A 21572-nucleotide genomic window follows, 5' to 3' on the forward strand; every position below is an offset into this window, starting at 1 on the left:
AAGCTGCATATAATCCTACTCCCTTTAGAGTAGCCCCACAGCGACCGAGCCGAGCCCGCCATGTCTTTATATAGTCAGCCCCTAAACTGGAACCCTGAGGTGATCGCCCGCTACGACCTGTCGGGCCCGCGCTATACCTCCTACCCGACGGCGCCCCAATTCAGTGAAGTGTTCAACGACGAAGACTATTCCCGCGCCGCCCGTCAGAGCAATCGCAGTGGCCGACCGCTGTCGCTCTATTTTCATATTCCCTTCTGCGAGACTCTGTGCTTTTACTGCGGCTGCAATAAAATTGTGACCCACAATAAAAGCCGGGCACAGCCCTATCTGGAGCGTGTGGCCAAAGAAATGGCGTTTCAGGCCGAGCTGTTTGATACCCGCCGACCGGTGACTCAACTGCACTGGGGCGGCGGCACGCCCACCTATATCACCGATGAGGAAATGACCTGGCTGATGCAGGCCACACGCCGGCACTTCCAGCTCCTTGATGACGATACCGGTGAATACGCGCTCGAGATTCATCCGGGCCAGGTCAGTACCCGGACCATGGGCCACCTGCGGGATCTCGGTTTTAACCGGGTCAGTATGGGGGTGCAGGACTTTGATCTGGATGTGCAGAAGGCCGTCAATCGCTACAACAGCTTGGCCGAAGTGGGCGAGCTGGTGCATGCAGTGCGCGATCAGGGCTATCGCTCCATTAGCATGGATCTGATTTACGGGCTGCCGCTGCAGACCCGCGCCAGTGTCAGCGATACCCTGGATAAAGTCATCGACCTGGGGCCGGATCGACTGTCCCTGTTCAACTACGCCCACCTGCCGCACCTGTTCAAAAGTCAGCGCCTGATTCGCGAGGAGGATCTGCCGTCGCCCGAGGCCAAACTCGAGATTCTGCAGATGGCCATCGAGCGGCTGCAACAGGCGGGTTATGTGTACGTGGGCATGGATCACTTTGCCAAACCGGAAGACTCCCTGGTCAAGGCCCAGGAGGCAGGTAAACTGCAACGCAACTTCCAGGGCTATGCCACCCACGGCGATACTGACCTGCTTGCCTTTGGGGTATCCGCCATCAGCCAGTTTGGCGGCGTGTATGTGCAGAATGCCAAGCGCGTGGAACACTACCAGGACCTGGTGGACGCCGGGCAGCGGCCGTTTATCAAGGGCTTTGCCCTGAGCAGCGAAGACCACCTGCGCCAGCACGTGATCAATCACCTGATCTGCCATTTTCAACTCAGCTTTGGCGACCTGCACGAGCAGTTCAATATCGATGCGCGCACTTACTTCGCCCATGAACTGGCACAGTTGCAGCCCATGGTGGACGACGGCCTGGTCAGTATTGATAGTACCGGGATCACCGTGCGCAATGCCGGGCGCCTGCTGATCCGGCGCATCTGCATGGTGTTTGATGAGTATCTGAACAATGGCAATCAGATTCGTTATTCGAAGGTGATTTGAGGGTTTTGGCGCTTGGTTTCATTGGTAGCCGGAAGCGCTGAAAAAGAATGGCAAGATGGAGTATCAGTGATATTATCAAGGCCTATAAATAACACTGAATAGCAGATGGTGGCACCGAGTCTCCCGTAGCAGGAGCGGGCCCATGTTCTGCGACAAGGAGTCATGTCATGAATATCAGGCCCCAGATTCTACCCTTCGTTCTCTCCGCAGTCCTCTTGGTCGGCTGCGGTAGCAGCTCCACCGGCAGCCCGGAAACGCCCCCAACGGGTAGTGCAGATTCCCAGTCGGCCCTCGTGGAACTGCATTTCCCCTGGCGTAATTCGGGACTCGCGTCGGAGAGTATTCACTTTCGCGGTGAAGTTTCCGGTATGCGCGACGGCTATAAACTGCTGATTGATGGAAACGTTGTCACCGCACTGACACGGCAAAGCGTTGCCAGCCGCACCCATTCCTCTGGCGACGAAAGGCTACCCAGTGGGGTTGTCTCTCAGTCGACGTATCGGTTTGAGTGGACCCTGAGTGACGTCGCGCCCGACGTTGGACAGTACCGGCTTCAGGTGGTGGATCGGGAAGGGAATCCCGTATCCTCTGAAACGGTTGTCAATATTGGGCAAACAGCCATACCCTCTATATTCGATTTTGATCCTGTCAATCGCCGGTTGATCGGTTTTTCCGGTACGGACTTGATAGTGCTGGCAATTGAAACCGGTGAGTTTTATCGCAAAGCTACTCTGGACGGGCTTCCCCTTGAAAGCTGTCACAAGCGCGATACCGACGAAGTCTACGTCATCGAAACAGGCTTTGATCCCGGCGATCCAGACGAAGCGATTTATACCTTTCGCCGTGTGGGTCTGTCGAGCGATACAGAGCCGCACATCTTTTTTACACATCCTCGGGGAGACTTGAATCGTTGGCATGTCGCCGCCTTGTGTCACCCGACCAGAAATTCCCTTTATGTCGTAAGTAGCGATAACTTTTTTACCGATCAGAAGCCGACTTACTCTGTTGTCTATGAGCTGGACTTGGATGCTCTTGAGGGCTCTGTATGGCGTGAGCTTTATCGCGGCGAACCTTGGGGGGAAGGGGGAATAAGATTTGCCGATGCGATTTTGGGCGAGGATCATATTTACCTTTACACCTACGGCGGGGACGGCGTTGTCGGAGTGTCCTATTCCGATGGCACGCTGACCAGCTTTGTGCCCGGTTATGAGAACTCCCCAACGCATTTGGCGCAGGGGTCTGGTGCTGATACTTTCTATGCCGTCAATTTCAGTGGCGTTGATATCCTGGAGCGCAACAGTAGCCAGTCACGCCGGATCAGCAATAGCACAGAAGCCCAGGGAGATTTTGCTTTTTCTCAGGTCATATCGGCTGCTTTCGATGCCGAAGAGAACCGCTTGCTGGTCGGTGATGAAGGTTTGAATATGATCATGGGTATTGATCTTGAGACCGGGCACCGAGAAGCCGTATTTGCGCCGGGTATCGGTTCAGGGCCACGCATTGTACTGCCCACAGCGGTTGCTTTTGACGCGTCCTTTGAGACAGCATTCATTCTCGATGGGGGTGGAAATACGGGCGAGAAAATTCTTCATATTGACATGAACACCGGAAACCGAAGAATACTGGCAGACCTCAAAATCGATGGTTTCAATCGAGGTACGGACGGACTGGCATTGGACGAATCCGCAGGGTGGCTTTACGCCGTTCGGGGTGACTCGATCCTGAAGGTCGATATTGAAACGGGTTCAGTTGAGACAATAAAATCCGCATTCCATGGGATTGGCGGAAGCTATGGGAATATCTCCGCATTGGCGCTGGATAGAGATGAGCAGCGGCTGTACTTCAGTAGTCCGTTGCACCCAGAGTCGGGAGAGGAAGAGGGCGGCGCTATCTATGCTATCGATTTGAGCAGTGATGATTATCATCATACACTGATTTCCAAGGCCGGATTGCAAGGTACCGGCCCCGGGTTTCAAACACTCAACGGACTGGTTTTGCCATCCGGAGGTGACACCCTGTATACCGTTGACCAGTACAACGGTAATCTATATCGGGTTGATATCGTCACCGGTAACCGCAGCAAGTTGCAAACCAGTTGCGCCGGTCAGGGACTAGGAGAAAATGAAACGACTCAAAGCCTGTCCTTGAGCAGTGATGAAAAAGCATTGCTGCTGACCTGGGACGGCGTGACGATGATTGACCGGGAATCAGGGCGATGCCTTGACCATTATCACGATATGATGACTCGGGGTTACACCCCCGCACCGGGGACCAGTTTTTTTAGCAGAGAGCAAGGTCGTTTGATGTTGGTTGACCCCGGAACGCTTCACAAGGTCATTGTTTCTCAATAGTCCAAAGGAGGTTTCGGTGCTTGCGTTGTACGCGGTTTTTTTGCTGGCGCTGGCTATCATTCTCGTAATTGCCTTGCCACCTTTAGTACGTCTGATGCGCAGGCAACGCCTGAATGAGCAACCACTCCCGCCGGGCTGGGAACGAATTCTGCGTGAGCACTGGAGACTCTATCCACGGCTTCCGGTCAACGTGCGTGTGCAGATCCATCAGCGGCTAAAATTGCTAATGAGTGAAACCCGCTTCTACGGCTGCGCCGGGCTGACTGTTACCGACGACATGAAGCTGCTGATCCTCGCCCAGGCGAGCCTCGTCTACCAGCATGCCAGCCTCGACGCCCCCCCTGCGGTTCTGCTCTATCCCAGCGCCTACGTCCGCGACGACGAGCAGGTTGACGAAGCGGGCGTGGTGACCCGCGATCGCCATGTCATGCTGGGGGAATCCTGGGAGCAGGGCAGAGTGATACTGTCCTGGGACGAAATCGAGCACGACCTGACGTCCCTCGACGGCCATAACCTGGTGCTGCACGAATACGCCCATCAAGTGGATGGCGAAAGCGGTGATATGGACGGCGCGCCGCTGTTTCTTGATCCGGACGCTCGACGGCAGTGGCAGGCGGTAATGAGCGACGCCTATGAGCATTTGGTCGCCAGCGTTGAGAGAGGTACTGAACCGGCGATTGACCCCTATGCAGCCACCGCCCCCGAAGAATTCTTCGCGGTGACAACGGAATACTTTTTCACGGCACCGATGACGCTTTACTCAACCTATCCGGCGGTTTATGAGCAGTTGCGCCAGTACTATGGGGAAGAAACCCGAGAGTGGTTCACACGTTGTCCAGCGTAATGCGGATGCTGGAGAGTATTTGGGGTCGTCGGTTGAGGTGGGAAACTCTGGGTTTGTTGTAGTGCGAAAACGTGACGGATCCGTGGGGAGTGCAGGCAAGGGAAGAGATGAGATATTTGAGCACGAGATGTCACATGTAGTTGATTCTATGCGGGGTGTCTCTGGCGGAGATATGATTGTTGAGGCAAGCGGGCGATCAGCTCCTGATACCGCTCCAAACGCTGGAGGCGAGGGCGGTGAATCGGACTAATGAATGTCGGCGAAGAAGGAATTACGAGTATAAGAGGATATCCTATTGATGAAAATTATACATACATGTTTCCTTATAATGCTTTCAATTCCTCTGTCGGTTAATGCTGAAGATGAGGGAAGGCATTGCTGTGTCATTGATTGTGACGCTAATTCTAATCCTCCCGTTGACCAAGTGCTGGAGAACAGCAGTTACGTCGGTGTTTATGAAATTATTGGCAGGAAACCCGCTTTGGAGCTTGACGGGAAGAGTACGCGCGCTAGAGAGCATATTAGAGACCGATTGGATGACTATGAAGGGGCAGGAGGCTTGCTGGTTGATGAGATGGTCGATGTTGAGCTAAGTCTAGTTGATAGGGTTAAGGGGGAGCCCCCTAGCTCCCTTTGGTTGAGAGGAAAATTGGTTTTTCGCCTGCTGCTGAACCAAGGGGTGTGGGAGGAAAGAGGCTATGAGCCTGCTGGCTTAATGCGGTCTATTACGTCGGAGAGTGCTTACCGGAAGATTTTGGATGATGGTACATGTACTTACCGTCCACATTTTTTTAGTCTTCCTGACAGGGGTTCGGGTTACTACGTTGTGTTCAGTCAACCGAGTTGGTTTAGTTACCAATGGATAGATACATTGAATGATGAGTGGCTTGAGCGGTTGAAATTGGCAGTCGATAAAAAGTAAGTGGTCCTTGGCCGCCTTGACAGCAAGTGGTGATGATTGAAGTGGGTATATTCCACGCCAGTACCTCAAAAACCATTTGTCATTCCCTATGGTGCACAGAACCGCCTGACCAGTCTGTACAGTACTGGCCAGTCGACCACTCGGTTCGTCTATGATGGTACAGATCTGATTGCCGAAACCAACACGAGTGGAACTGTGCTTCGGCGCCCCCCCCCCCCCCCCCCCTGTATGTCAATGCCTATGATGAGTATGGCGTTCCTGCTGAAAGTAATCAGGGGCGCTTCCAATATACCGGCCAGGTCTGGCTGCCGGAGGTGGGGCTGTACTATTACAAGGCCCGGATGTACGATCCCTATATAGGGCGTTTCTTGCAAACCGATCCGATTGGGTATGAAGATCAGATAAATCTTTATGCGTATGTTGGTAACGACCCAATGAACTTTACGGACCCGACCGGCTTGTACCGGCGTGGAGACGGATGGTCCGACGAGGAGTGGGTCGAGTTTGAGAGTCACCGGGATCAAATAGCCAACGATTTTTCAAGTGCCGCGTCTGCATTGGGGAACTTGGCTGATGAGCTTGCTGCAGGCGGGGATCTGAGTGCGGCGGCGCAAGCAGTGCAAAGCGTGGTTAGTGACGTCATGGGAACAGAACTTTCCGCTGGTGATCCTAAAACGATAGCCGAAAATTTCAGTAAGGCCGCGTCAGCTATGAATGATTCGAGTTATGTCGCCCACAGGGGTGGCTTTAGCGCAGGTTAGTACGGTCACGGCGACATCGGTGGAAAGTCGATAACTATAGATCCTACAGACTTATCTATGCGGGTCAGCTATGGTAATGGGGTCGCTCATGAAGTGTTACATAATATGGGCTACAAGGATCAAGTGCATGGCATGGGCACCCCGTATATGGGGACGAACGCATTTAGAAGTCTTCCGAGCAGTATGCGGCATAAAAATCCAGACCACTTAATCTTAATGCGAAATAGGATTAATAGATAATGATTATCAGATTTTTATTCGCTCTACTTATTAGCGCCTTCTCAGTTAGCGTTGTGATTGGAAATGAGTTAACTAAAGACGATCTCGATGAGATGTTGGGAGAGAATAGACCTGTTCCTGACGTAGACTTTACATTTTCCATTTTTGATAATCCGAAAAATCGTTTTTTTGAGGTCGTTCTAGAATCAAAAGTGGACGATAATCTTTGCTTTAGAGTAGAAATGTGGCCTAATACGGGACTGAATGGTTCTTTAGGACCAATAGGCGCTATACATTTTGCGTCGGAAAACGTTTATGTCGAGCAAGGTGATCGTATCTTTCCGATTGAGCAAACTCATACTGGAACCTGTCGCGGAAAGAACTTTAAAGATACCAACCTGTGTCATGTTGGAATTCAACCAGGCGGAAAAGTATCGGCGATAATACCATATGAGCGCTTTGAGCCAGGTTTTGTCGAAAGCGCTCCTAAGAATCTCATGTACTTCCCTTCAGTTCCGGGTATACATCCTTACTACTGCGATCTTCGAAGTAACTTCAGTCCGAATCAGTGGAAGGAATTAATGGACTATTTCGAATATCAGTTTGACCCGGACCATCCAGACAGAGAAAACTAGCGGGCTATCCAAGATATTAGGCAAGATATTAGGGACACCCAATGTTCGGGAACGATCAAGAAAGGGGACAGATCTATTTCTTTGGAATGGGTTGGAAGTGCTAAACCCCCGACTTACCCAAGAAAAGCAGGGGCGCGCGAAGCGCCCCTGCAAAGAGTAATAGTGGAGACCTAAAGTTTAGACAATCGACGGCCACAACCTGGTGCTGCACGAATACGCCCATCAAGTGGATGGCGAAAGCGGTGATATGGACGGCGCGCCGCTGTTTTTCGATCCGGACGCTCGACGGCAGTGGCAGGCGGTAATGAGCGACGCCTATGAGCATTTGGTCGACAGCGTTGAGAGAGGTACTGAGCCGGCGATTGACCCCTATGCAGCCACCGCACCCGAAGAGTTCTTTGCGGTGACAACGGAATACTTTTTCACGGCACCGATGACGCTTTACTCAACCTATCCGGCGGTTTATGAGCAGTTGCGCCAGTACTATAGGGAAGAAACCCGAGAGTGGTTTTACAGTGAATTTCCCTAGCTACACTCTAATGGAAGGAAAGAAAACAATAGATGATTCGCTCCCCATCCAGTTTTTCTCGTCGCAAAAAACACCAAAATAGGGTTGTGTGGAAGCAATTCCCAGTCGAGAAAATATGTAACTGAAAGGCTATAAGATGATGGTAAATTGGCCTCTGCATAATTGTACCTATTCAAAATGAAACTGATCAGTGGGGGCGGTATGGTGGTTAAAAAACTGTGGCTCTCTATTCTGTTTGTACATTTTCTGATTGCTGTATGGAGCTTCTTCTTTAATGAGTTAGGGGTTTGGGGGTTTGTGCTAGGGTGTTTTGTTGCGTATGGATCCCTTTCCCAAATGGTGGCCTACCTGAACAGAGATGTTATGTTTGGCTTGGGTGGGGGCAGCCTTGAGTCAGGTGATAGCCCATCTTTAAGATTTATCTTTTTCTGTATTGCGGTAGTTCTTTACATCATCGTCATGGCGATGTTTATCTGGCCTGGACAGGGCTGAGGATGGCCTAACTATTATTTATCGGTATGGAATGTTGGTTTGAGAATGGTTTGTGTCGCTATGTGAAGCCGAGCTTCAAGTATACTAAGTCTGGATTTACCGCAGTTTTATTTGCTTTTATGGGGTATCTTATTGGTAGGCTGGGATACCCAAATATTGGTTCTGTAATAGCCTTTGTCAGAATTTTGGTTAAGAGTTGTACGGTAGTTTTAGGGCAATTATCATTCTTTAGGTCAATAAGAAACTAGAATATTCAGGCACAGTACAAAGAGAATGAAGCGTGTAGCCAATTATGCAGCTGCTGATCCTTTTGCAAACCAGTCCCATTGACTACGAGGATGGGATGAATTGGTATGCGTATGTGAAAAATGATCCCGTGAACTTTGTTGATCCGACCGGGAACTGGCAGGTCGATTTAAGTGGTCGTAACAATCCACAGTTGCTTCAGCAGGCAAGAGTGATCCCTACCAGCAAGGCTGCCCGCGGAATCAACTTCAAAACCTGCCATTGCTGCACGACGCGCAGCAATGGTCGAGCGCAGACTAGAAATGGTCCAGCTTCGGCGCAACATGTTAATTAACATCTCGCCCGGTCCCGCCCCCTTAAATTCCTCCCCAAAACCCGCTAGTATACCCGCGATAATGATAACGCTAACTTGGAGCGCTTTATGTCTGCCAGTTTTCTGATTCTGCTCGCATTGTTGAGTATTGCGGCCCTGGTGCTGCTGATTGTGGTGTGCAAAGTTCATGCGTTCGTGGCCCTGTTGCTGGTCAGTGTCGGGGTGGCGATTGCCGGGGGCGTGCCACTGGTGGAGATCCCGGCCTTGGTGCAGGAGGGAATGGGGCGCACGCTGGGGTATATCGCAGTGGTGATCGGTATTGGCACCATGATTGGCGAGATTCTGCGGGTGTCCGGCGGTGCCCGGCAGATTGCCAATACCCTCGTGCGTCGGGTTGGGGAGCCGCGCGCGCCCTGGGGCTTGACGGTGATCGGGTTGATTGTGGCGATTCCGGTGTTTTTCGAAGTCGCGCTGATTCTGCTGATTCCTCTGGTTTACGACCTGGTGCGCCGCACCGGTCGCTCCATGCTGTACTACGGTATTCCGCTGGTGGCGGGTATTGCGGTCGCGCATTCGTTTATCCCGCCCACGCCGGGGCCGGTCACGGTGGCGGCACTGATCGGCGCGGATCTGGGCTGGGTGATTGTGTTCGGTCTGCTGGCCGGGATACCGGCGGCGATTATCGGCGGGGTCTATTTTGGCCGCTATATCGGCACGCGCATTCATACCGGGGTGCCTCACCATGTGCCGGCGGATGAGCCCGTGTCTGAGGACGGCGTCGAGCGCAAGGTGCCGGGCGTGGGTGTGGTGCTGGCGATCATTTCTCTGCCGTTGGTGCTGATTCTGCTCAACACGGCGGGCAATGTCTGGCTGGCTGAGGGCAGTGATCTGCGTCAGTGGTTGAGCTTTATTGGCCATCCGTTTACGGCATTGATGGCGGCGCTGCTGTTGTCGTTCTATTTTCTGGGGACGCGCCTGGGTTTTACCCGCAACGAGATGCAGCAGGTGGCGACCCGCTCCATGGAGCCGGTGGGGATGATCATTCTGCTGACCGGCGCCGGTGGGGTCTTTGGTCGGGTGCTGGTGGAAACCGGTGTGGGCGATGCGCTGGCCGATATGATGACCACCACCAACTTGCCCATCGTACTGTTCGCCTTCCTGATTGCGGCGGGTATTCGGGTGTTGCAAGGGTCGGCCACCGTGTCCATGGTGACCGCCGCCAGCCTGGTCGCGCCGTTATTGGCTATGGGGGATTACTCGGCGCCCCTGACCGGTGCGGTAGTGATCGCCATTGCCTCGGGCGCAACAGTGCTCTCGCACTTTAACGATACCGGCTTCTGGCTGGTGAAGCAGTTTATGGGCTTGACCGAGCGTCAGACGCTCTTGTCCTGGACGATTATGGAAACCATCATCGGCCTTGTTGGTTTAAGCGTTATTCTTGTTGTCAGCCTCTTCCTTTAACGTTCATTGTGAACGTGACGGATAAAAAAAGCCCGCGTCAGAACGCGGGCTTTTTTGGATGTGCAGTGTCGACTCAAAAATAGGGCTTGAGAAACGCCAATACCATGATCGTGATAAAAGTCGACAACGCCAGGAGGGCAAAAATCATGCGCTTTCCAAAACTGCCGGACTTCATCGCCGCGATACCGAACCCGATGTAGACCACAATCAGGATCAACTTGCCCATCAGCCAGGGGTGATCGCCGGGGGAGAAGCGCATCATGCCGGCGAGGGTAAAGCCGGTGACCAGCAACAGGGTGTCGATCACATGGGGGGCGATCCTGATCGGCTTGGTATGTACGAAGCCCGCACCCGCTTCGCGCGCCCCAAAGCGCACCAGAAAGAACACAATTGAAATCAGCGCGAGAGTGACGTGCAGGTGTTTTAAAGCAACAATATCCATCAATGATCAGCCTATGTTCAGTAATCGAGTCATGACCCGGGCCTTGCCGCCGGGGAGAATGTCCGCCAGTGTATACTGATCAAGCACGGCAAAAAAGCTTTCCAGAGCCTCTCCCAACACCCGCTTGAGTTGGCAGGCGGAGGTAATCACACAGCCGTCGCCTTCGCCGAAGCATTCCACCAGGGCAAAATCCTGCTCGGTATCCCGCACCAACGCGCCGATATTGATCGCCTCAGCGGCCCCGGCGAGCCGCAGCCCGCCATTCTTGCCGCGAATGGCCTGCAGGTAACCCTTGTTATTGAGCTCCTGGACCACCTTCATCAGGTGATTTTTGGAGATGCCGTAACTGTCGGCAATTTCACGAATGGTGCTCAGCTCATCGTCCTTGAGGGCCAGATACATGAGCACACGCAGTGAATAGTCGGTGTAACGGGTGATGTGCATAAACAATTCCTGGGTCTAGCCGGGCCGGCCATCGGCGCGCGGCTGTGTCAGTACCGGCCAGTAAAGTACCACAAACAGGCTGAAAGCCAGAATCCAGGCTACGCCCGACAGCGTAACCCCGAGACGATAGTCCAGCCACTGAAGCGCTGCGGCCATGCGCAGCAGGGCGGCGGCGATGATCGCCAGATAGATGATACTGCCAAAACGCACCAGCTTGAGCGGTCGGCCGGTGTGGCCCATGGCCACCCGGGTCATGACCCCGAGAATCAGAATGCCCATGGCGCCGACCCCGGCGGTGTGCTGCCAGAGGCTGTCGGTAATGCCCGGTACAAAGGGCGCGAGGCCGCGCAGCAGCAGCGCCAGTACCACCCAGACGTAGGCCAGGTGCAGAATCCACAGTAGCGGCTCGGCCGCAGTACGCCAGCCGGCCCACTGAATCAGGCGCACGCCATGCACCGCCGCCGCCAGCAGTGCGACGGCGCCAACCGCGACCGCAGGCACGGGCAGGAGGTCCAGCACCAGAAGCGCTACCAGGCTGCCCACGGCCAGGCGATCGGTAAGGGGAGAGCGGGTGACCACCGCCGGGTCGACACCCCGTGCGCGCAGCCAGTTGGCACTGAAGGCCGGGGTAATGCGCCCGGCAATGACCGCCATCAATAGCAGAATCAAGTTAAAGCCCAGCAGCTCGCCGGCGTTCAGCCACGCCATCTTACCGGTGATAAAGCCGATGTGCATCATCAGGTTGCCGAGGCTGAGCAAGGCCAACACCGCGACCATGACCAGGTTGCGTTTGTTGCCGTGGCGCAGGATGACCCGGGCCACATAGAGGCCCAACACCGGCAGGAACGCGAGGTCGACGGCGGCGACCACTCCCGCGGGCAGCCAGCTGGCACCCCACATCACCACGCGCCCGGCGAGCCAGAGCAGAATCAACGCGAGCAGCTTACCGCCGTCGAGCGGGCGGGCGCCAGTCCAGTTGGTGAGCGCTGTCAGCATAAAGCCCGCGATGGCGGCGGGTACAAAACCATAGAGCATCTCGTGGCTATGCCACTTAAACGGTGACCAGCCCAAGGGCAGGGGCAAGCCACCAAACAGGTAGCCCAGCCACCCCAAAACCACGAATGCGCCATAGGCGCCCGTGAGCAGAAAAAACGGCCGAAATGCAAAAGCCAGTAGTACCGGCGGGTTAGCGGTGGGCATGAAGTGACTCCTTGGGTGGAAATGATGGGCTCGGAGGTGCAAGGTGCTTTCCGGGGTTTGGGCGTGTTAACAGAAAGCTGGCGACAGCGACAAAAAGCACAGCGGTAAAGGCCAGGACCCAGGGTGAAGCGCGCAGCCACCACAGGGTGGCCCAACTCGCGGCCAACAATAAAAGCGCCAGACGCTTGGCGCCCGGGGGCACCGCCCGTTCGTGGCGCCAGGCGAGTAGGACCGGACCAAAGCGCGGGTGGGCCAGCAGCCAGCGCCCCAGACGGGGAGAGCCTTTGGGCGCCGCCCAAGCCGCAACCAACAAAAACGGGGTGGTCGGCAACAAGGGCACGATGGTGCCCGCCGCACCCAGGCCGACACAGCCCCAGGTCAGACACTGCCAGGGCAGGCGACGCAGGCGAACGAACAGGCGGCGGCGATGGAACAGCATGGCGCTTTCTCCTATAAGATGTATTTATTATATATCTTATAGGCGGCTAAGCCAATGCTTGAGGGTGGTAGGTGAAATACCTTGGTGGGGGTATCTCTTTATATAAGATTCATTATGTTTACATCTTTAGTGGGCGGGCGTATTTTTAAAAAGGTGTTTTTTCATTACATCTTATTGGCGGCGGGTCCGTCGCCGCTTTAGCCGCTGAGGAGTCGACAATGAACTGGGCAGAACAGATTGTTCACGAAGTTGTGTGTGAGCTGACCCATCCCGGGCAGTTCTCAGTACCGGTCGTGGGGGGCCAACAACATGGGTGAGTACAAAAAACTGTGGTGGACGCTGATCGGTATTCTGGCGTTCACCTTTGCCATTCTGGGTTACTTTGGTGCCGAAGTGTACCGCAAGGCGCCGCCAATTCCGGACCAGGTGGTCTCGGAAAGCGGCCAGCTGCTGATGACGAATAAAAGCATTCTCGATGGCCAGACCGCCTGGCAGTCCATTGGTGGCATGCAGCTCGGCTCCATCTGGGGGCACGGGGCCTACCAGGCGCCGGACTGGACCGCCGACTGGCTGCACCGGGAGCTCAACGCCTGGCTGGAGCTGGCCGCACTGGAAGAGTTCGGTGTGCCGTACGATGAACTTACGGGACGCGAACAGAACAGTCTCCAGTACGAGCTTAAGTCAGCCTATCGTACCAATACCTACGACGCGCCCACGGATACGCTGATCGTCTCGGATCGCCGCGCACAGGCCATTGCCCAAACGGCCGCCTACTACAGCCGCTTGTTCAGCGACGATCCGGAGCTGCAGACCCGGCGCGCCAACTACGCCATGAAGGAGAATACGCTGCCCAGTGCCGAGCGGCGCGAGCAGATGGCCCAGTTCTTTTTCTGGACCGCCTGGGCCGCTGGCACCGAACGCTACCCGGACGGTGCCACCTATACCAACAACTGGCCGCATGAACCGCTGATCGATAACCGCCCAACAGCGGAAAATGTGGTCTGGTCCATCGTCAGCGTGGTGTTGCTGATTGCAGGGGTGGGGTTCCTGGTGTGGGGCTGGGCGTTCCTGCGTCGTGAGGATGAGGAAGAGCCAAAAGTACCGGGCAAGGATCCGCTCACCAATTTCAGTTTGACGCCTTCGCAGAAAGCCTTGGGCAAGTACCTGTTCGTGGTGGTCGCACTGTTTACCTTTCAGGTATTTTTGGGAGGGTTTACGGCGCACTATACGGTAGAGGGGCAGGGCTTCTACGGAATCAACACCTCGGAATGGTTCCCCTATTCACTGGTGCGTACCTGGCATATTCAGGCCGCAATGTTCTGGATTGCCACCGGTTTTCTCGCCGCGGGGCTGTTCCTGGCACCCATTATCAACGGCGGTAAGGATCCCAAATTCCAGAAAATCGGTGTGGACATTCTGTTCTGGGCACTGATTGTCGTAGTGGTGGGCTCCTTTGCCGGTAACTTCCTGGCGATCGCACAGATCATGCCGGCCCACCTGAGCTTCTGGCTTGGCCATCAGGGCTACGAGTATGTGGACCTGGGTCGCCTCTGGCAGATCGCCAAATATCTGGGCATCGTTTTCTGGCTGGTACTGATGTTGCGTGCCATGGTGCCTGCACTGCGGGAGCCGGGTGACAAGAACCTGCTGGCACTGCTCGGTGCTTCGGTAGTGGCGATCGGGCTCTTCTATGGTGCGGGTCTCTTCTACGGTGAGCGCACGCACCTTTCAGTCATGGAGTACTGGCGCTGGTGGGTGGTGCATCTGTGGGTGGAAGGCTTCTTCGAAGTATTCGCAACGGCGGCACTGGCCTTTATCTTCTGCAGCATGGGATTGGTATCACGCAAGATGGCAACCGTTGCGGCGCTGGCCTCCGCATCGCTGTTTATGCTCGGTGGTGTGCCGGGCACCTTCCACCATCTTTATTTCTCGGGTACAACCACGCCGGTAATGGCCATCGGCGCGACCTTCAGTGCGCTGGAAGTGGTGCCGCTGGTGGTGTTGGGCTATGAAGCCTGGGAGAACTGGCGCCTGCAGCATCGGGCTGCCTGGATGAGCCGCCTTAAATGGCCCCTGCTGTTCTTTGTCGCCGTTGCGTTCTGGAATATGCTCGGTGCCGGCGTGCTGGGCTTTATGATCAACCCGCCCATTGCGCTCTATTATGTTCAGGGCCTGAATACCACACCAACCCACGCCCACGGTGCATTGTTTGGCGTGTACGGTTTTCTGGCACTGGGTTTTGTGCTGCTGATTCTGCGCTACATTCGCCCGACGCTCATCTTTGATGACAAGCTGATGAAAACGTCGTTCTGGTGGCTCAACATTGGCCTGGCGATGATGCTCTTTACCAGTCTGCTGCCTATCGGGATTATCCAGTTTGTGGCCAGCGCATCTGAGGGTCTCTGGTATGCTCGCAGCGAAGAAGTTCTACAGCAGCCGACACTGGTGGCATTGCGGTGGTTCCGTACCGTTGGCGATGTGATCTTTATCATCGGTGCACTGGCAGTGACCTGGCAGGTGATCAAGGGACTCTACTTCCCCGATGCGCCTGAGTGGGCAAAAGGCGCGGCGCCAGCAGGTCTTGGTGCGGCGCTGACTCAGCCCGGTGAAGTTCTGGCGGAAGTGGCGGATGATGCCGATGCCTGCTGCGGCTGCAACAGCGATCGGCCGGCATAAACCCAAAAACCGTCTACACTTACAGGAAAAGGGCGAGCGCCAGTCAGGCGCCCGCCCTGTTTTATGAGAGGAGTGGTTGAATGGTCAATACAGATGCACGCATCAACGAAATCTATGACGTGGTCCAGAAGCGTAACCCCGGTGAAAAAGAGTTTCATCAGGCGGTAAAGGAAGTGATCGAAACTCTGGGGCCGGTGCTGAAGAAACATCCGCACTATGCCGAGCAGAAAATCATCGAGCGCATCTGTGAGCCCGAGCGGCAGGTGATCTTTCGCGTGCCCTGGGTCGACGACAAGGGCGAAGTGCATATCAATCGCGGTTTTCGCGTGGGTTTTAACAGTGCCCTCGGGCCCTACAAGGGTGGTTTGCGTTTTCACCCCTCGGTGCTGCTCGATACCATCAAATTTCTCGCGTTTGAGCAAACCTTTAAAAATGCCCTGACGGGTCTGCCCATCGGTAGCGGCAAGGGCGGTTCCGATTTCAATCCCCGGGATCGCTCGGACAACGAGATCATGCGCTTTTGTCAGAGTTTTATGACGGAACTCTATCGTCATATCGGTGAAATGACCGATGTGCCTGCCGGTGATATCGGGGTCGGACTGCGCGAGATCGGGTTTCTGTTTGGTCAGTACAAGCGTATCACCAACCGCTACGAGTCGGGCGTGCTCACCGGTAAGAGTCCCACTTGGGGCGGCGCCCTGGTGCGCAAAGAGGCCACCGGCTATGGCGCGGTATTCTTTGCCGAGGAAATGTTGAAAGTCCGCGATCAAAGTATCGAGGGAAAAACCTGTATCGTTTCGGGTTCTGGCAATGTCGCCATCTATGCTATCGAGAAGCTTATTCACTTGGGGGCCAAAGTGGTCGCCTGTTCCGACTCCGGTGGTTACATTTATCACAAGTCCGGTATCAATCTTGAGACAGTCAAACAGCTCAAGGAAGTCGAGCGCAAACGCATCAAAGCCTATGTCAATGAGCACAGCGATGCCGAGTATCATGCCGAGGGTAGTATCTGGGATATTCCCTGTGAGATAGCTTTACCCTGTGCCACTCAAAATGAGTTGGGCGAGGAGGCGGCCAAAACCCTGATCGACAACGGCTGTATTGCCTTGAGTGAAGGTGCCAACATGCCCTGTACCCCGGAGGCGGCCAGACTGATCCAACACAGTAAAATCGCCTACGGCCCCGCCAAAGCGGCCAATGCGGGCGGTGTTGCGACCTCTGCCTTGGAGATGCAGCAGAACGCCAGTCGCGACGCCTGGACCTTTGAACATACGGAAAATCGCTTGCGCGAAATCATGTGCAATATCCATCAGGACTGCTACGAAACTGCAAAAGAGTTTGATCTGGAGGGGAATTACGCCGCTGGCGCCAACATCGCGAGTTTCCGTCGGGTCGCCGACGCGATGCTGGCCTTCGGCGTTATCTAACCGGCGCTGGCAGCGGACGGTTTGACGCTCTCGACCCGCACCAGCGTATTTTTTTCGCGGGTCAGGGGCCAGTCAATTTCGTCGCCCGCACGCAGGCCGATAATCGCGCTACCCACCGGGCTCAGAATCGACAGCTTGTGCTCGGTGCTGTCCAGCTCGGTGGGGTATACCAGCGTGTAGGTAAAGGTTTTTCCGGTCGCCTGCACGGTGAAGGTCACCTCGCTGTGCATATCCACCACGTCCTCGGGCAGGTCGGCGCCATCGACAATATCCGCCCGCTCCAGCTCGTCCAGCAACTGGTCGGTTATCATATTTTCGGGCACTGATTCCAGCAGTCGCGATAGCTTCTGGTAGGTGGTCTTGCTTAAGGTAATAGCGGGTTTGGCAGACATACTGACTCCTTTTGGTCAATACTAGGCTTTAGATATTAATGGGGTACAGACAGTACAGTGGGTGCTAAAGAGCACTCACGCAAACGAGGGGGTGGGAGGGCATAGCCTCCCGGTCAGCACGGTCAGGGAAGTGTTCACACATACACTCTTAAGTACGGATATGCGTCAGAGACTACGCCAACCACCCGGAAAGTCAAGGCTGAACATACGTGAACCTTGAGCGAGGTCAAAGCGCTGCCGACTTCGGCTGATAAAATGCCGCGCCAACCCGTCAACCCGGAGAACCAGCCCGTGACCCCTATCCCCGAACTTTTGAGCCCGGCGGGCAGCTTGCGCGCCATGCGCCTGGCATTTGCCTACGGCGCCGATGCCGTGTACGCGGGCCTGCCGCGCATGAGCCTGCGGGTACGCAACAACAGCTTTGATCCGCCCGCGTTGGCCCAGGGCATCAGCGAAGCCCATGCGCTGGGCAAGCGTTTCTACCTGGTCACCAATATTGCGCCGCACAACAACAAAGTCCGAACGCTCATGAAGCACCTCGCTCCCCTGGTGGAGATGGGCCCGGACGCACTGATCGTGTCGGACCCCGGCGTCATCTGGCTGGTGCGCGAGCAGTTTCCCGATGTACCACTGCATCTGTCGGTTCAGGCCAACACGGTCAATTGGGCCGCCGTCAAATTCTGGCAGGCACAGGGGATCGAACGGATCATCCTGTCGCGCGAGCTGGCAGTCGAGGAAATTGCAGAGATTCGTGCTGAAGTGCCGGACATGGAGCTGGAGGTGTTTGTGCACGGGGCTCTGTGCATGGCGTACTCCGGGCGTTGTATGCTGTCCGGGTACTTCAATCACCGGGACCCAAATCAGGGCGCCTGTACCAATGCCTGCCGCTGGCAGTATGAGGCCAAGCCGGCGCGTGAAGACGAGGTGGGGCAGTGGCAACCGGTGCTGATTGAAGACCGCTCCCGCCCCGGCGAACTGATGCCGATGGATGAAGATGAGCATGGCAGCTATATCCTCAACTCCAAAGACCTGCGCGCCGTCGAATATGTGGCCGAGCTCGCCCGTATCGGGGTGCATTCGCTCAAGATCGAAGGGCGCACCAAGTCTCCTTACTATGTTGCGCGCACCGCGCAAGTGTACCGCCGGGCCATTGATGACGCCGTGGCGGGGCGGCCCTTTGATGCCTCCCTATTTGACGAACTGGAAGGCCTCGCGAATCGCGGTTACACCGCCGGCCTGCTTGACCGCCACGCCCGCCCGGAAAAGCTCCAGAATATCGAACGCGCCCACGGCCAGGGCCGCCAACAATGGGTGGCCGAGCCCGTGGCAGAACAGGGCGGCTGGACCGAGGTGGATGCCAAAAACGGCTTTACAGTAGGTGACCGCTTGACCTTACTGACCCCCGCAGGCAATCATACCTTCACCCTGACTGCATTGCGGGACAAGACCGGCCAACCGATTGAGCGCGCGCCGGGTTCCGGTCACCGGGTGCAGCTCCAGTTGCCGGTGGCCTGTGAGCCCGGTACCTCCCTGCTGGTTCGAGAGCTCTAGTGCGTTGAAAATAACCACGACCCGGGCAATAATGCTTGGTAGCGCCAAGTTTGACACAAGAGATTTATGTAACATATCGGCCTATTTGCGGAGGGGGGGGTAGGTTATCCCCTTAAAAAGTTATGAGAATAATAAAGATTTTCGGTTTCATTTTTCTGCTGCTAGCCGGCGGAAATTGCCTGTCAGGCGATGCCAACCTTAGTGACTATCAATACATAGATATATCGAGTATTCGGGGAAACGAGAAGAGTATTGAGGGTAAGAAAATCGCGGTTTCTGGTTTCGTCTCTACCGGGGGGATAGCGTTATTATCCGGACTAGATGAGTGGATAAAATCTATCCCGGATGAAGGACTTGTCGTGGATGCTCCTTCCCATGAAATGGCAAGGCTATACGGTTGCTATGTATGGATGTATGGGACACTTAAGCGGTCCCATCCAACAGTTGAAACATACTTCTTGACTGACGTGGTAAAAGTTCGGCGGTCAGGTCGACCATATTTTGACAGCAAAGATCGGTTGCAGAACCTTGGTGAAGAAAGAGAGCCTAGGTGTTTTGGACAGGTGATAGTCGATTTGATGTAGGTGCGCGGCCAGCATGTAGGCCGCGTTACGTGAACGTCCAAGACCCCTTGAGCTGGGTGTTCTTATGGGGGTAACTCATGAAATATATTTTATCTTTGGCTCTGATCTTCTATTCGACACTTGCTTTCGGAACAACATATTCAGTTGGGGAGGAGTTGAGTCTGCTTGACAAAGATATTGATTTCCTTACTGACGTTGGTTTAGAGGTTGGTCTTGGTGGTTTGGTGTGTGAGGAGATCCTCGAGGTGAAATTTACACCCAACAATTCGTATCTTGAGAGCCGGTACGACATTATTGTTTTTCTTGTCGACGCGGAGAATAACTCCGGACTATCAGTTTCCAGGTTTGCTCATTGTGAGGGTTGTGAAACAAGGTTTTACGTGGAAAAGGGGTATGGCTTAGTCGTGGTGTTACATAAGTACGAGAGGAGAAGTCGCGTTTCATACCGAGTAACTATTGATAATTTCGATGGCAGGGCAAATCCCAACTTCAGTGAGTTTTCTTGCGCCAATTAGGGGGGATCTTCTACAGATGATGTTTGGAAAGGATACGTTTCGCGCCATTCGACTGACCATGACGAAATAGTAAGGTCACGCTGTTATGAAAACCAAAATATTTTTCAAGGCTGAAAATAGAAGGTCGATTATATCAATAATTCTGGTTGTTGCCCTCATGTTAACTGTAAGTCGGCTGGCATCGGCTGAATCGAGTGTCGTTGAGATTTCATATGGTCAATGTGATTCAAGAAAGATAACTCTAAAATTAGTTGAAACCCCTGAATCCTCAGTTTTCCCAGAGAGCGACTTCTTGAGTGATACAGTTTTTCTGAGGTACATAAAAGTCAAGGATGACTGGTTGCTTGATCAGAGCGTTAGCGATAGTAGCAAAAAATATTCTCGTCAGGCAGTTTTATTGGTGGAGAATCATGTGCTGAATTCTGCTGTGGAATTGGACTGCTTGGATTTTAATGTTCGATTTAATTTTTAGAATGCTTGAATTCAAGTTCTATAAATTTTTCAAGGTTGAAATTACGGCTACCGGAACCGATGCAGTGAAGAGTAATACTGGTAAAAATAGGTAGTCATTGTTGCTCATGTAATTACAATTTGGTTTTAGTTCATTAATGAAAATAAGTAATGAATAGGTTAGTCCTGGGAACAGGAATACGTGATTAATGTAGCGTAGATTGCAGATTTCGCATATCCAGTAATTGATATTCGTAATTGTTAAAAGGGTATGAAGTATTAGAAACGATATTCCAAGTACTCTTATTAACGGGTTTCTATTTGTATTCTCTAGCGTCCCAGTACAATATTGGTAGAGAAAAACAAAAAAATCCGATTAGCGGAAAAATCCAGAGATTTAGGAGAGCTTCGTTTATCACTATCAATACCCATAGGGTGGAGCATGCAAATAAAGTTGTATAAATCTCAAATTCAGAATCTTTCCCAGCCTCTTGAATCGACAATGTAAGGCAGGACGAGAATATGAAGGAGCTAACGACAGGTCTTGGGCTCTCAATGGTCGGAATCGCTGGACTCGGGGGTGCTCCCGTAGTTACTAGAAATGCATTTGCGGGGGTGCTGAGTACTGCGGGTTTGAATCATGCTACAGGGTCGGAACAGACTGTAAGGTCTCTGGCGGCCGGAGCTATCCTTGGAGGTTCCGTTGGGACAGGAGTACGGATGATGGCTAACCTGGCGGGCGGAGGTAGAGGTGCTATATTTATTTGGGCAAGAAATAGCGAAGCGATAAATATACCAGCAGGTCTTATAATTTCGAATTATTAGGTTAATAGAGTTATGAATTGGATTGCAGTGGCTGTAATCTTCGTTTTGATATTAGGGCATGATGCGATAGTTGATTATGCGGTTAGGAAGAAGTTTTCAACAAAAAAAGTGTTTTTAAGTGGTTTTTTGTTTGGGGCTATTCCATCTTTGATTATTTTTTTAAGTGATTTGTATAGATTTTTATTTGATGGCAAGGTTTCCAGCCTTGGAAGTTGGGTGGGTTGGTTGCTTATCGTTATTTTTCCTCTGTGGTTTGGTGTACTTTCGTTAACCAGATACGAGAAAAGAGTTTGATGAAATGTGATGGGTATAGGGAGTTACCCTTCCTTGTCTCTCCAAGGTCAATGCCCTGCCTTAACGGGACGCACTACTCAGGAGCAACCGGCCATCACAATCTCGCCT

Annotated in this window: 21 protein-coding genes; 16 read left to right on the forward strand and 5 right to left on the reverse strand. The window is 53.7% G+C overall.

From position 1 onward, the window contains the following. Positions 1–60: 60 nt before the first annotated feature. From hemN to DKW72_RS05480, 10 genes are all read left to right on the forward strand, one after another. The gene (gene hemN, locus DKW72_RS05435) at positions 61–1452 is read left to right on the forward strand and encodes an oxygen-independent coproporphyrinogen III oxidase (protein ID WP_111641305.1); all 1392 of its coding nucleotides are present in this window, start codon (positions 61–63) and stop codon (positions 1450–1452) included. Between the two features lie 167 nt (positions 1453–1619). After that, positions 1620–3803, forward strand: coding sequence for a YncE family protein (locus DKW72_RS05440; protein ID WP_111641306.1), 2184 nt, complete (start codon positions 1620–1622; stop codon positions 3801–3803). Positions 3804–3819: 16 nt separating this feature from the next. Further along, the gene (locus DKW72_RS05445; protein WP_111641307.1) at positions 3820–4647 is read left to right on the forward strand and encodes a M90 family metallopeptidase; all 828 of its coding nucleotides are present in this window, start codon (positions 3820–3822) and stop codon (positions 4645–4647) included. A 298-nt stretch (positions 4648–4945) separates the two neighbouring features. Next, complete coding sequence (locus tag DKW72_RS05450; RefSeq protein WP_111641308.1) at positions 4946–5569, forward strand: hypothetical protein; 624 nt, start codon at positions 4946–4948, stop codon at positions 5567–5569. A gap of 224 nt (positions 5570–5793) precedes the next feature. After that, positions 5794–6330, forward strand: coding sequence for an RHS repeat-associated core domain-containing protein (locus DKW72_RS05460; protein WP_111641310.1), 537 nt, complete (start codon positions 5794–5796; stop codon positions 6328–6330). Between the two features lie 239 nt (positions 6331–6569). After that, the gene (locus DKW72_RS05465; RefSeq protein WP_111641311.1) at positions 6570–7184 is read left to right on the forward strand and encodes a hypothetical protein; all 615 of its coding nucleotides are present in this window, start codon (positions 6570–6572) and stop codon (positions 7182–7184) included. A 199-nt stretch (positions 7185–7383) separates the two neighbouring features. Then, positions 7384–7713 (forward strand): zinc-dependent peptidase, encoded by a 330-nt coding sequence (locus DKW72_RS05470; RefSeq protein WP_269777881.1) that lies wholly within the window; start codon positions 7384–7386, stop codon positions 7711–7713. Positions 7714–7890: 177 nt separating this feature from the next. Further along, on the forward strand, positions 7891–8205 hold the full coding sequence (locus tag DKW72_RS05475) for a hypothetical protein (protein WP_111641313.1): 315 nt from the start codon (positions 7891–7893) through the stop codon (positions 8203–8205). Between the two features lie 292 nt (positions 8206–8497). After that, a complete protein-coding gene (locus tag DKW72_RS16335; RefSeq protein WP_157960401.1) occupies positions 8498–8785 on the forward strand; it encodes an RHS repeat-associated core domain-containing protein in 288 nt (95 codons plus the stop codon). An 87-nt stretch (positions 8786–8872) separates the two neighbouring features. Further along, positions 8873–10225: a GntP family permease gene (locus tag DKW72_RS05480; RefSeq protein ID WP_111641314.1), complete on the forward strand. Its 1353-nt coding sequence runs from the start codon at positions 8873–8875 to the stop codon at positions 10223–10225. A 73-nt stretch (positions 10226–10298) separates the two neighbouring features. Here the strand turns inward: DKW72_RS05480 and DKW72_RS05485 are convergent, their stop codons facing one another. Genes DKW72_RS05485 through DKW72_RS05500 form a run of 4 tightly spaced genes read right to left on the reverse strand, consistent with a single transcriptional unit; the run spans position 10299 to position 12750 of the window. Then, on the reverse strand, positions 10299–10667 hold the full coding sequence (locus DKW72_RS05485; RefSeq protein WP_111641315.1) for a SirB2 family protein: 369 nt from the start codon (positions 10665–10667) through the stop codon (positions 10299–10301). Positions 10668–10673: 6 nt separating this feature from the next. Beyond that, complete coding sequence (locus tag DKW72_RS05490) at positions 10674–11111, reverse strand: RrF2 family transcriptional regulator (protein ID WP_111641316.1); 438 nt, start codon at positions 11109–11111, stop codon at positions 10674–10676. 15 nt (positions 11112–11126) lie between these two features. Continuing rightward, positions 11127–12311, reverse strand: a complete 1185-nt coding sequence (locus DKW72_RS05495; protein WP_111641317.1) for an NnrS family protein — start codon at positions 12309–12311, stop codon at positions 11127–11129. Then, entirely contained in the window at positions 12298–12750 is a 453-nt protein-coding gene (locus tag DKW72_RS05500; protein WP_111641318.1) for a YbaN family protein, read from the reverse strand. Before DKW72_RS05500 ends, DKW72_RS05495 begins: the two co-directional genes overlap by 14 nt. Positions 12751–13059: 309 nt before the next feature. On the opposite strand from DKW72_RS05500, the gene DKW72_RS05505 reads away from it, so the two are divergent. Continuing rightward, complete coding sequence (locus DKW72_RS05505) at positions 13060–15426, forward strand: nitric-oxide reductase large subunit (RefSeq protein ID WP_111641319.1); 2367 nt, start codon at positions 13060–13062, stop codon at positions 15424–15426. Between the two features lie 80 nt (positions 15427–15506). Continuing rightward, a complete protein-coding gene (gene gdhA / locus DKW72_RS05510; RefSeq protein WP_111641320.1) occupies positions 15507–16853 on the forward strand; it encodes an NADP-specific glutamate dehydrogenase in 1347 nt (448 codons plus the stop codon). Here gdhA and rnk read toward each other — a convergent pair. Next, positions 16850–17245, reverse strand: coding sequence for a nucleoside diphosphate kinase regulator (gene rnk, locus DKW72_RS05515; RefSeq protein WP_111641321.1), 396 nt, complete (start codon positions 17243–17245; stop codon positions 16850–16852). The two genes, gdhA and rnk, sit on opposite strands and share 4 nt — an antisense overlap. Before the next feature lie 255 nt (positions 17246–17500). Here rnk and DKW72_RS05520 point away from each other — a divergent pair, with 255 nt between their 5' ends. The 4 genes from DKW72_RS05520 (at position 17501) to DKW72_RS16340 (ending at position 21464) form a co-directional block, all read left to right on the forward strand. Beyond that, positions 17501–18796, forward strand: a complete 1296-nt coding sequence (locus tag DKW72_RS05520) for a peptidase U32 family protein (protein WP_111641354.1) — start codon at positions 17501–17503, stop codon at positions 18794–18796. 661 nt (positions 18797–19457) lie between these two features. After that, positions 19458–19895 carry a hypothetical protein gene (locus DKW72_RS05530; protein ID WP_111641323.1) on the forward strand — a complete coding sequence of 146 codons (438 nt, stop codon included), beginning with the start codon at positions 19458–19460 and terminating at the stop codon, positions 19893–19895. An 85-nt stretch (positions 19896–19980) separates the two neighbouring features. Next, a complete protein-coding gene (locus tag DKW72_RS05535; RefSeq protein WP_111641324.1) occupies positions 19981–20367 on the forward strand; it encodes a hypothetical protein in 387 nt (128 codons plus the stop codon). An 815-nt stretch (positions 20368–21182) separates the two neighbouring features. Further along, on the forward strand, positions 21183–21464 hold the full coding sequence (locus DKW72_RS16340) for a hypothetical protein (RefSeq protein WP_157960402.1): 282 nt from the start codon (positions 21183–21185) through the stop codon (positions 21462–21464). Positions 21465–21572 lie beyond the last annotated feature (108 nt).

This window comes from Marinimicrobium alkaliphilum, assembly GCF_003259155.1.
Classification (GTDB): domain Bacteria; phylum Pseudomonadota; class Gammaproteobacteria; order Pseudomonadales; family Cellvibrionaceae; genus Marinimicrobium_A; species Marinimicrobium_A alkaliphilum.

Bases quoted from the DNA above. Each gene is read 5' to 3' on its own strand.
- hemN (WP_111641305.1), top strand. From the start codon at position 61: ATGTCTTTATATAGTCAGCCCCTAAACTGGAACCCTGAGGTGATCGCC.
- DKW72_RS05440 (WP_111641306.1), top strand. From the start codon at position 1,620: ATGAATATCAGGCCCCAGATTCTACCCTTCGTTCTCTCCGCAGTCCTC.
- DKW72_RS05450 (WP_111641308.1), top strand. From the start codon at position 4,946: ATGAAAATTATACATACATGTTTCCTTATAATGCTTTCAATTCCTCTG.
- DKW72_RS05465 (WP_111641311.1), top strand. From the start codon at position 6,570: ATGATTATCAGATTTTTATTCGCTCTACTTATTAGCGCCTTCTCAGTT.
- DKW72_RS05475 (WP_111641313.1), top strand. From the start codon at position 7,891: ATGAAACTGATCAGTGGGGGCGGTATGGTGGTTAAAAAACTGTGGCTC.
- DKW72_RS16335 (WP_157960401.1), top strand. From the start codon at position 8,498: ATGCAGCTGCTGATCCTTTTGCAAACCAGTCCCATTGACTACGAGGAT.
- DKW72_RS05480 (WP_111641314.1), top strand. From the start codon at position 8,873: ATGTCTGCCAGTTTTCTGATTCTGCTCGCATTGTTGAGTATTGCGGCC.
- DKW72_RS05485 (WP_111641315.1), bottom strand. From the start codon at position 10,667: ATGGATATTGTTGCTTTAAAACACCTGCACGTCACTCTCGCGCTGATT.
- DKW72_RS05490 (WP_111641316.1), bottom strand. From the start codon at position 11,111: ATGCACATCACCCGTTACACCGACTATTCACTGCGTGTGCTCATGTAT.
- DKW72_RS05495 (WP_111641317.1), bottom strand. From the start codon at position 12,311: ATGCCCACCGCTAACCCGCCGGTACTACTGGCTTTTGCATTTCGGCCG.
- DKW72_RS05500 (WP_111641318.1), bottom strand. From the start codon at position 12,750: ATGCTGTTCCATCGCCGCCGCCTGTTCGTTCGCCTGCGTCGCCTGCCC.
- DKW72_RS05505 (WP_111641319.1), top strand. From the start codon at position 13,060: ATGGGTGAGTACAAAAAACTGTGGTGGACGCTGATCGGTATTCTGGCG.
- gdhA (WP_111641320.1), top strand. From the start codon at position 15,507: ATGGTCAATACAGATGCACGCATCAACGAAATCTATGACGTGGTCCAG.
- rnk (WP_111641321.1), bottom strand. From the start codon at position 17,245: ATGTCTGCCAAACCCGCTATTACCTTAAGCAAGACCACCTACCAGAAG.
- DKW72_RS05520 (WP_111641354.1), top strand. From the start codon at position 17,501: ATGCCGCGCCAACCCGTCAACCCGGAGAACCAGCCCGTGACCCCTATC.
- DKW72_RS05530 (WP_111641323.1), top strand. From the start codon at position 19,458: ATGAAATATATTTTATCTTTGGCTCTGATCTTCTATTCGACACTTGCT.
- DKW72_RS05535 (WP_111641324.1), top strand. From the start codon at position 19,981: ATGAAAACCAAAATATTTTTCAAGGCTGAAAATAGAAGGTCGATTATA.
- DKW72_RS16340 (WP_157960402.1), top strand. From the start codon at position 21,183: ATGAATTGGATTGCAGTGGCTGTAATCTTCGTTTTGATATTAGGGCAT.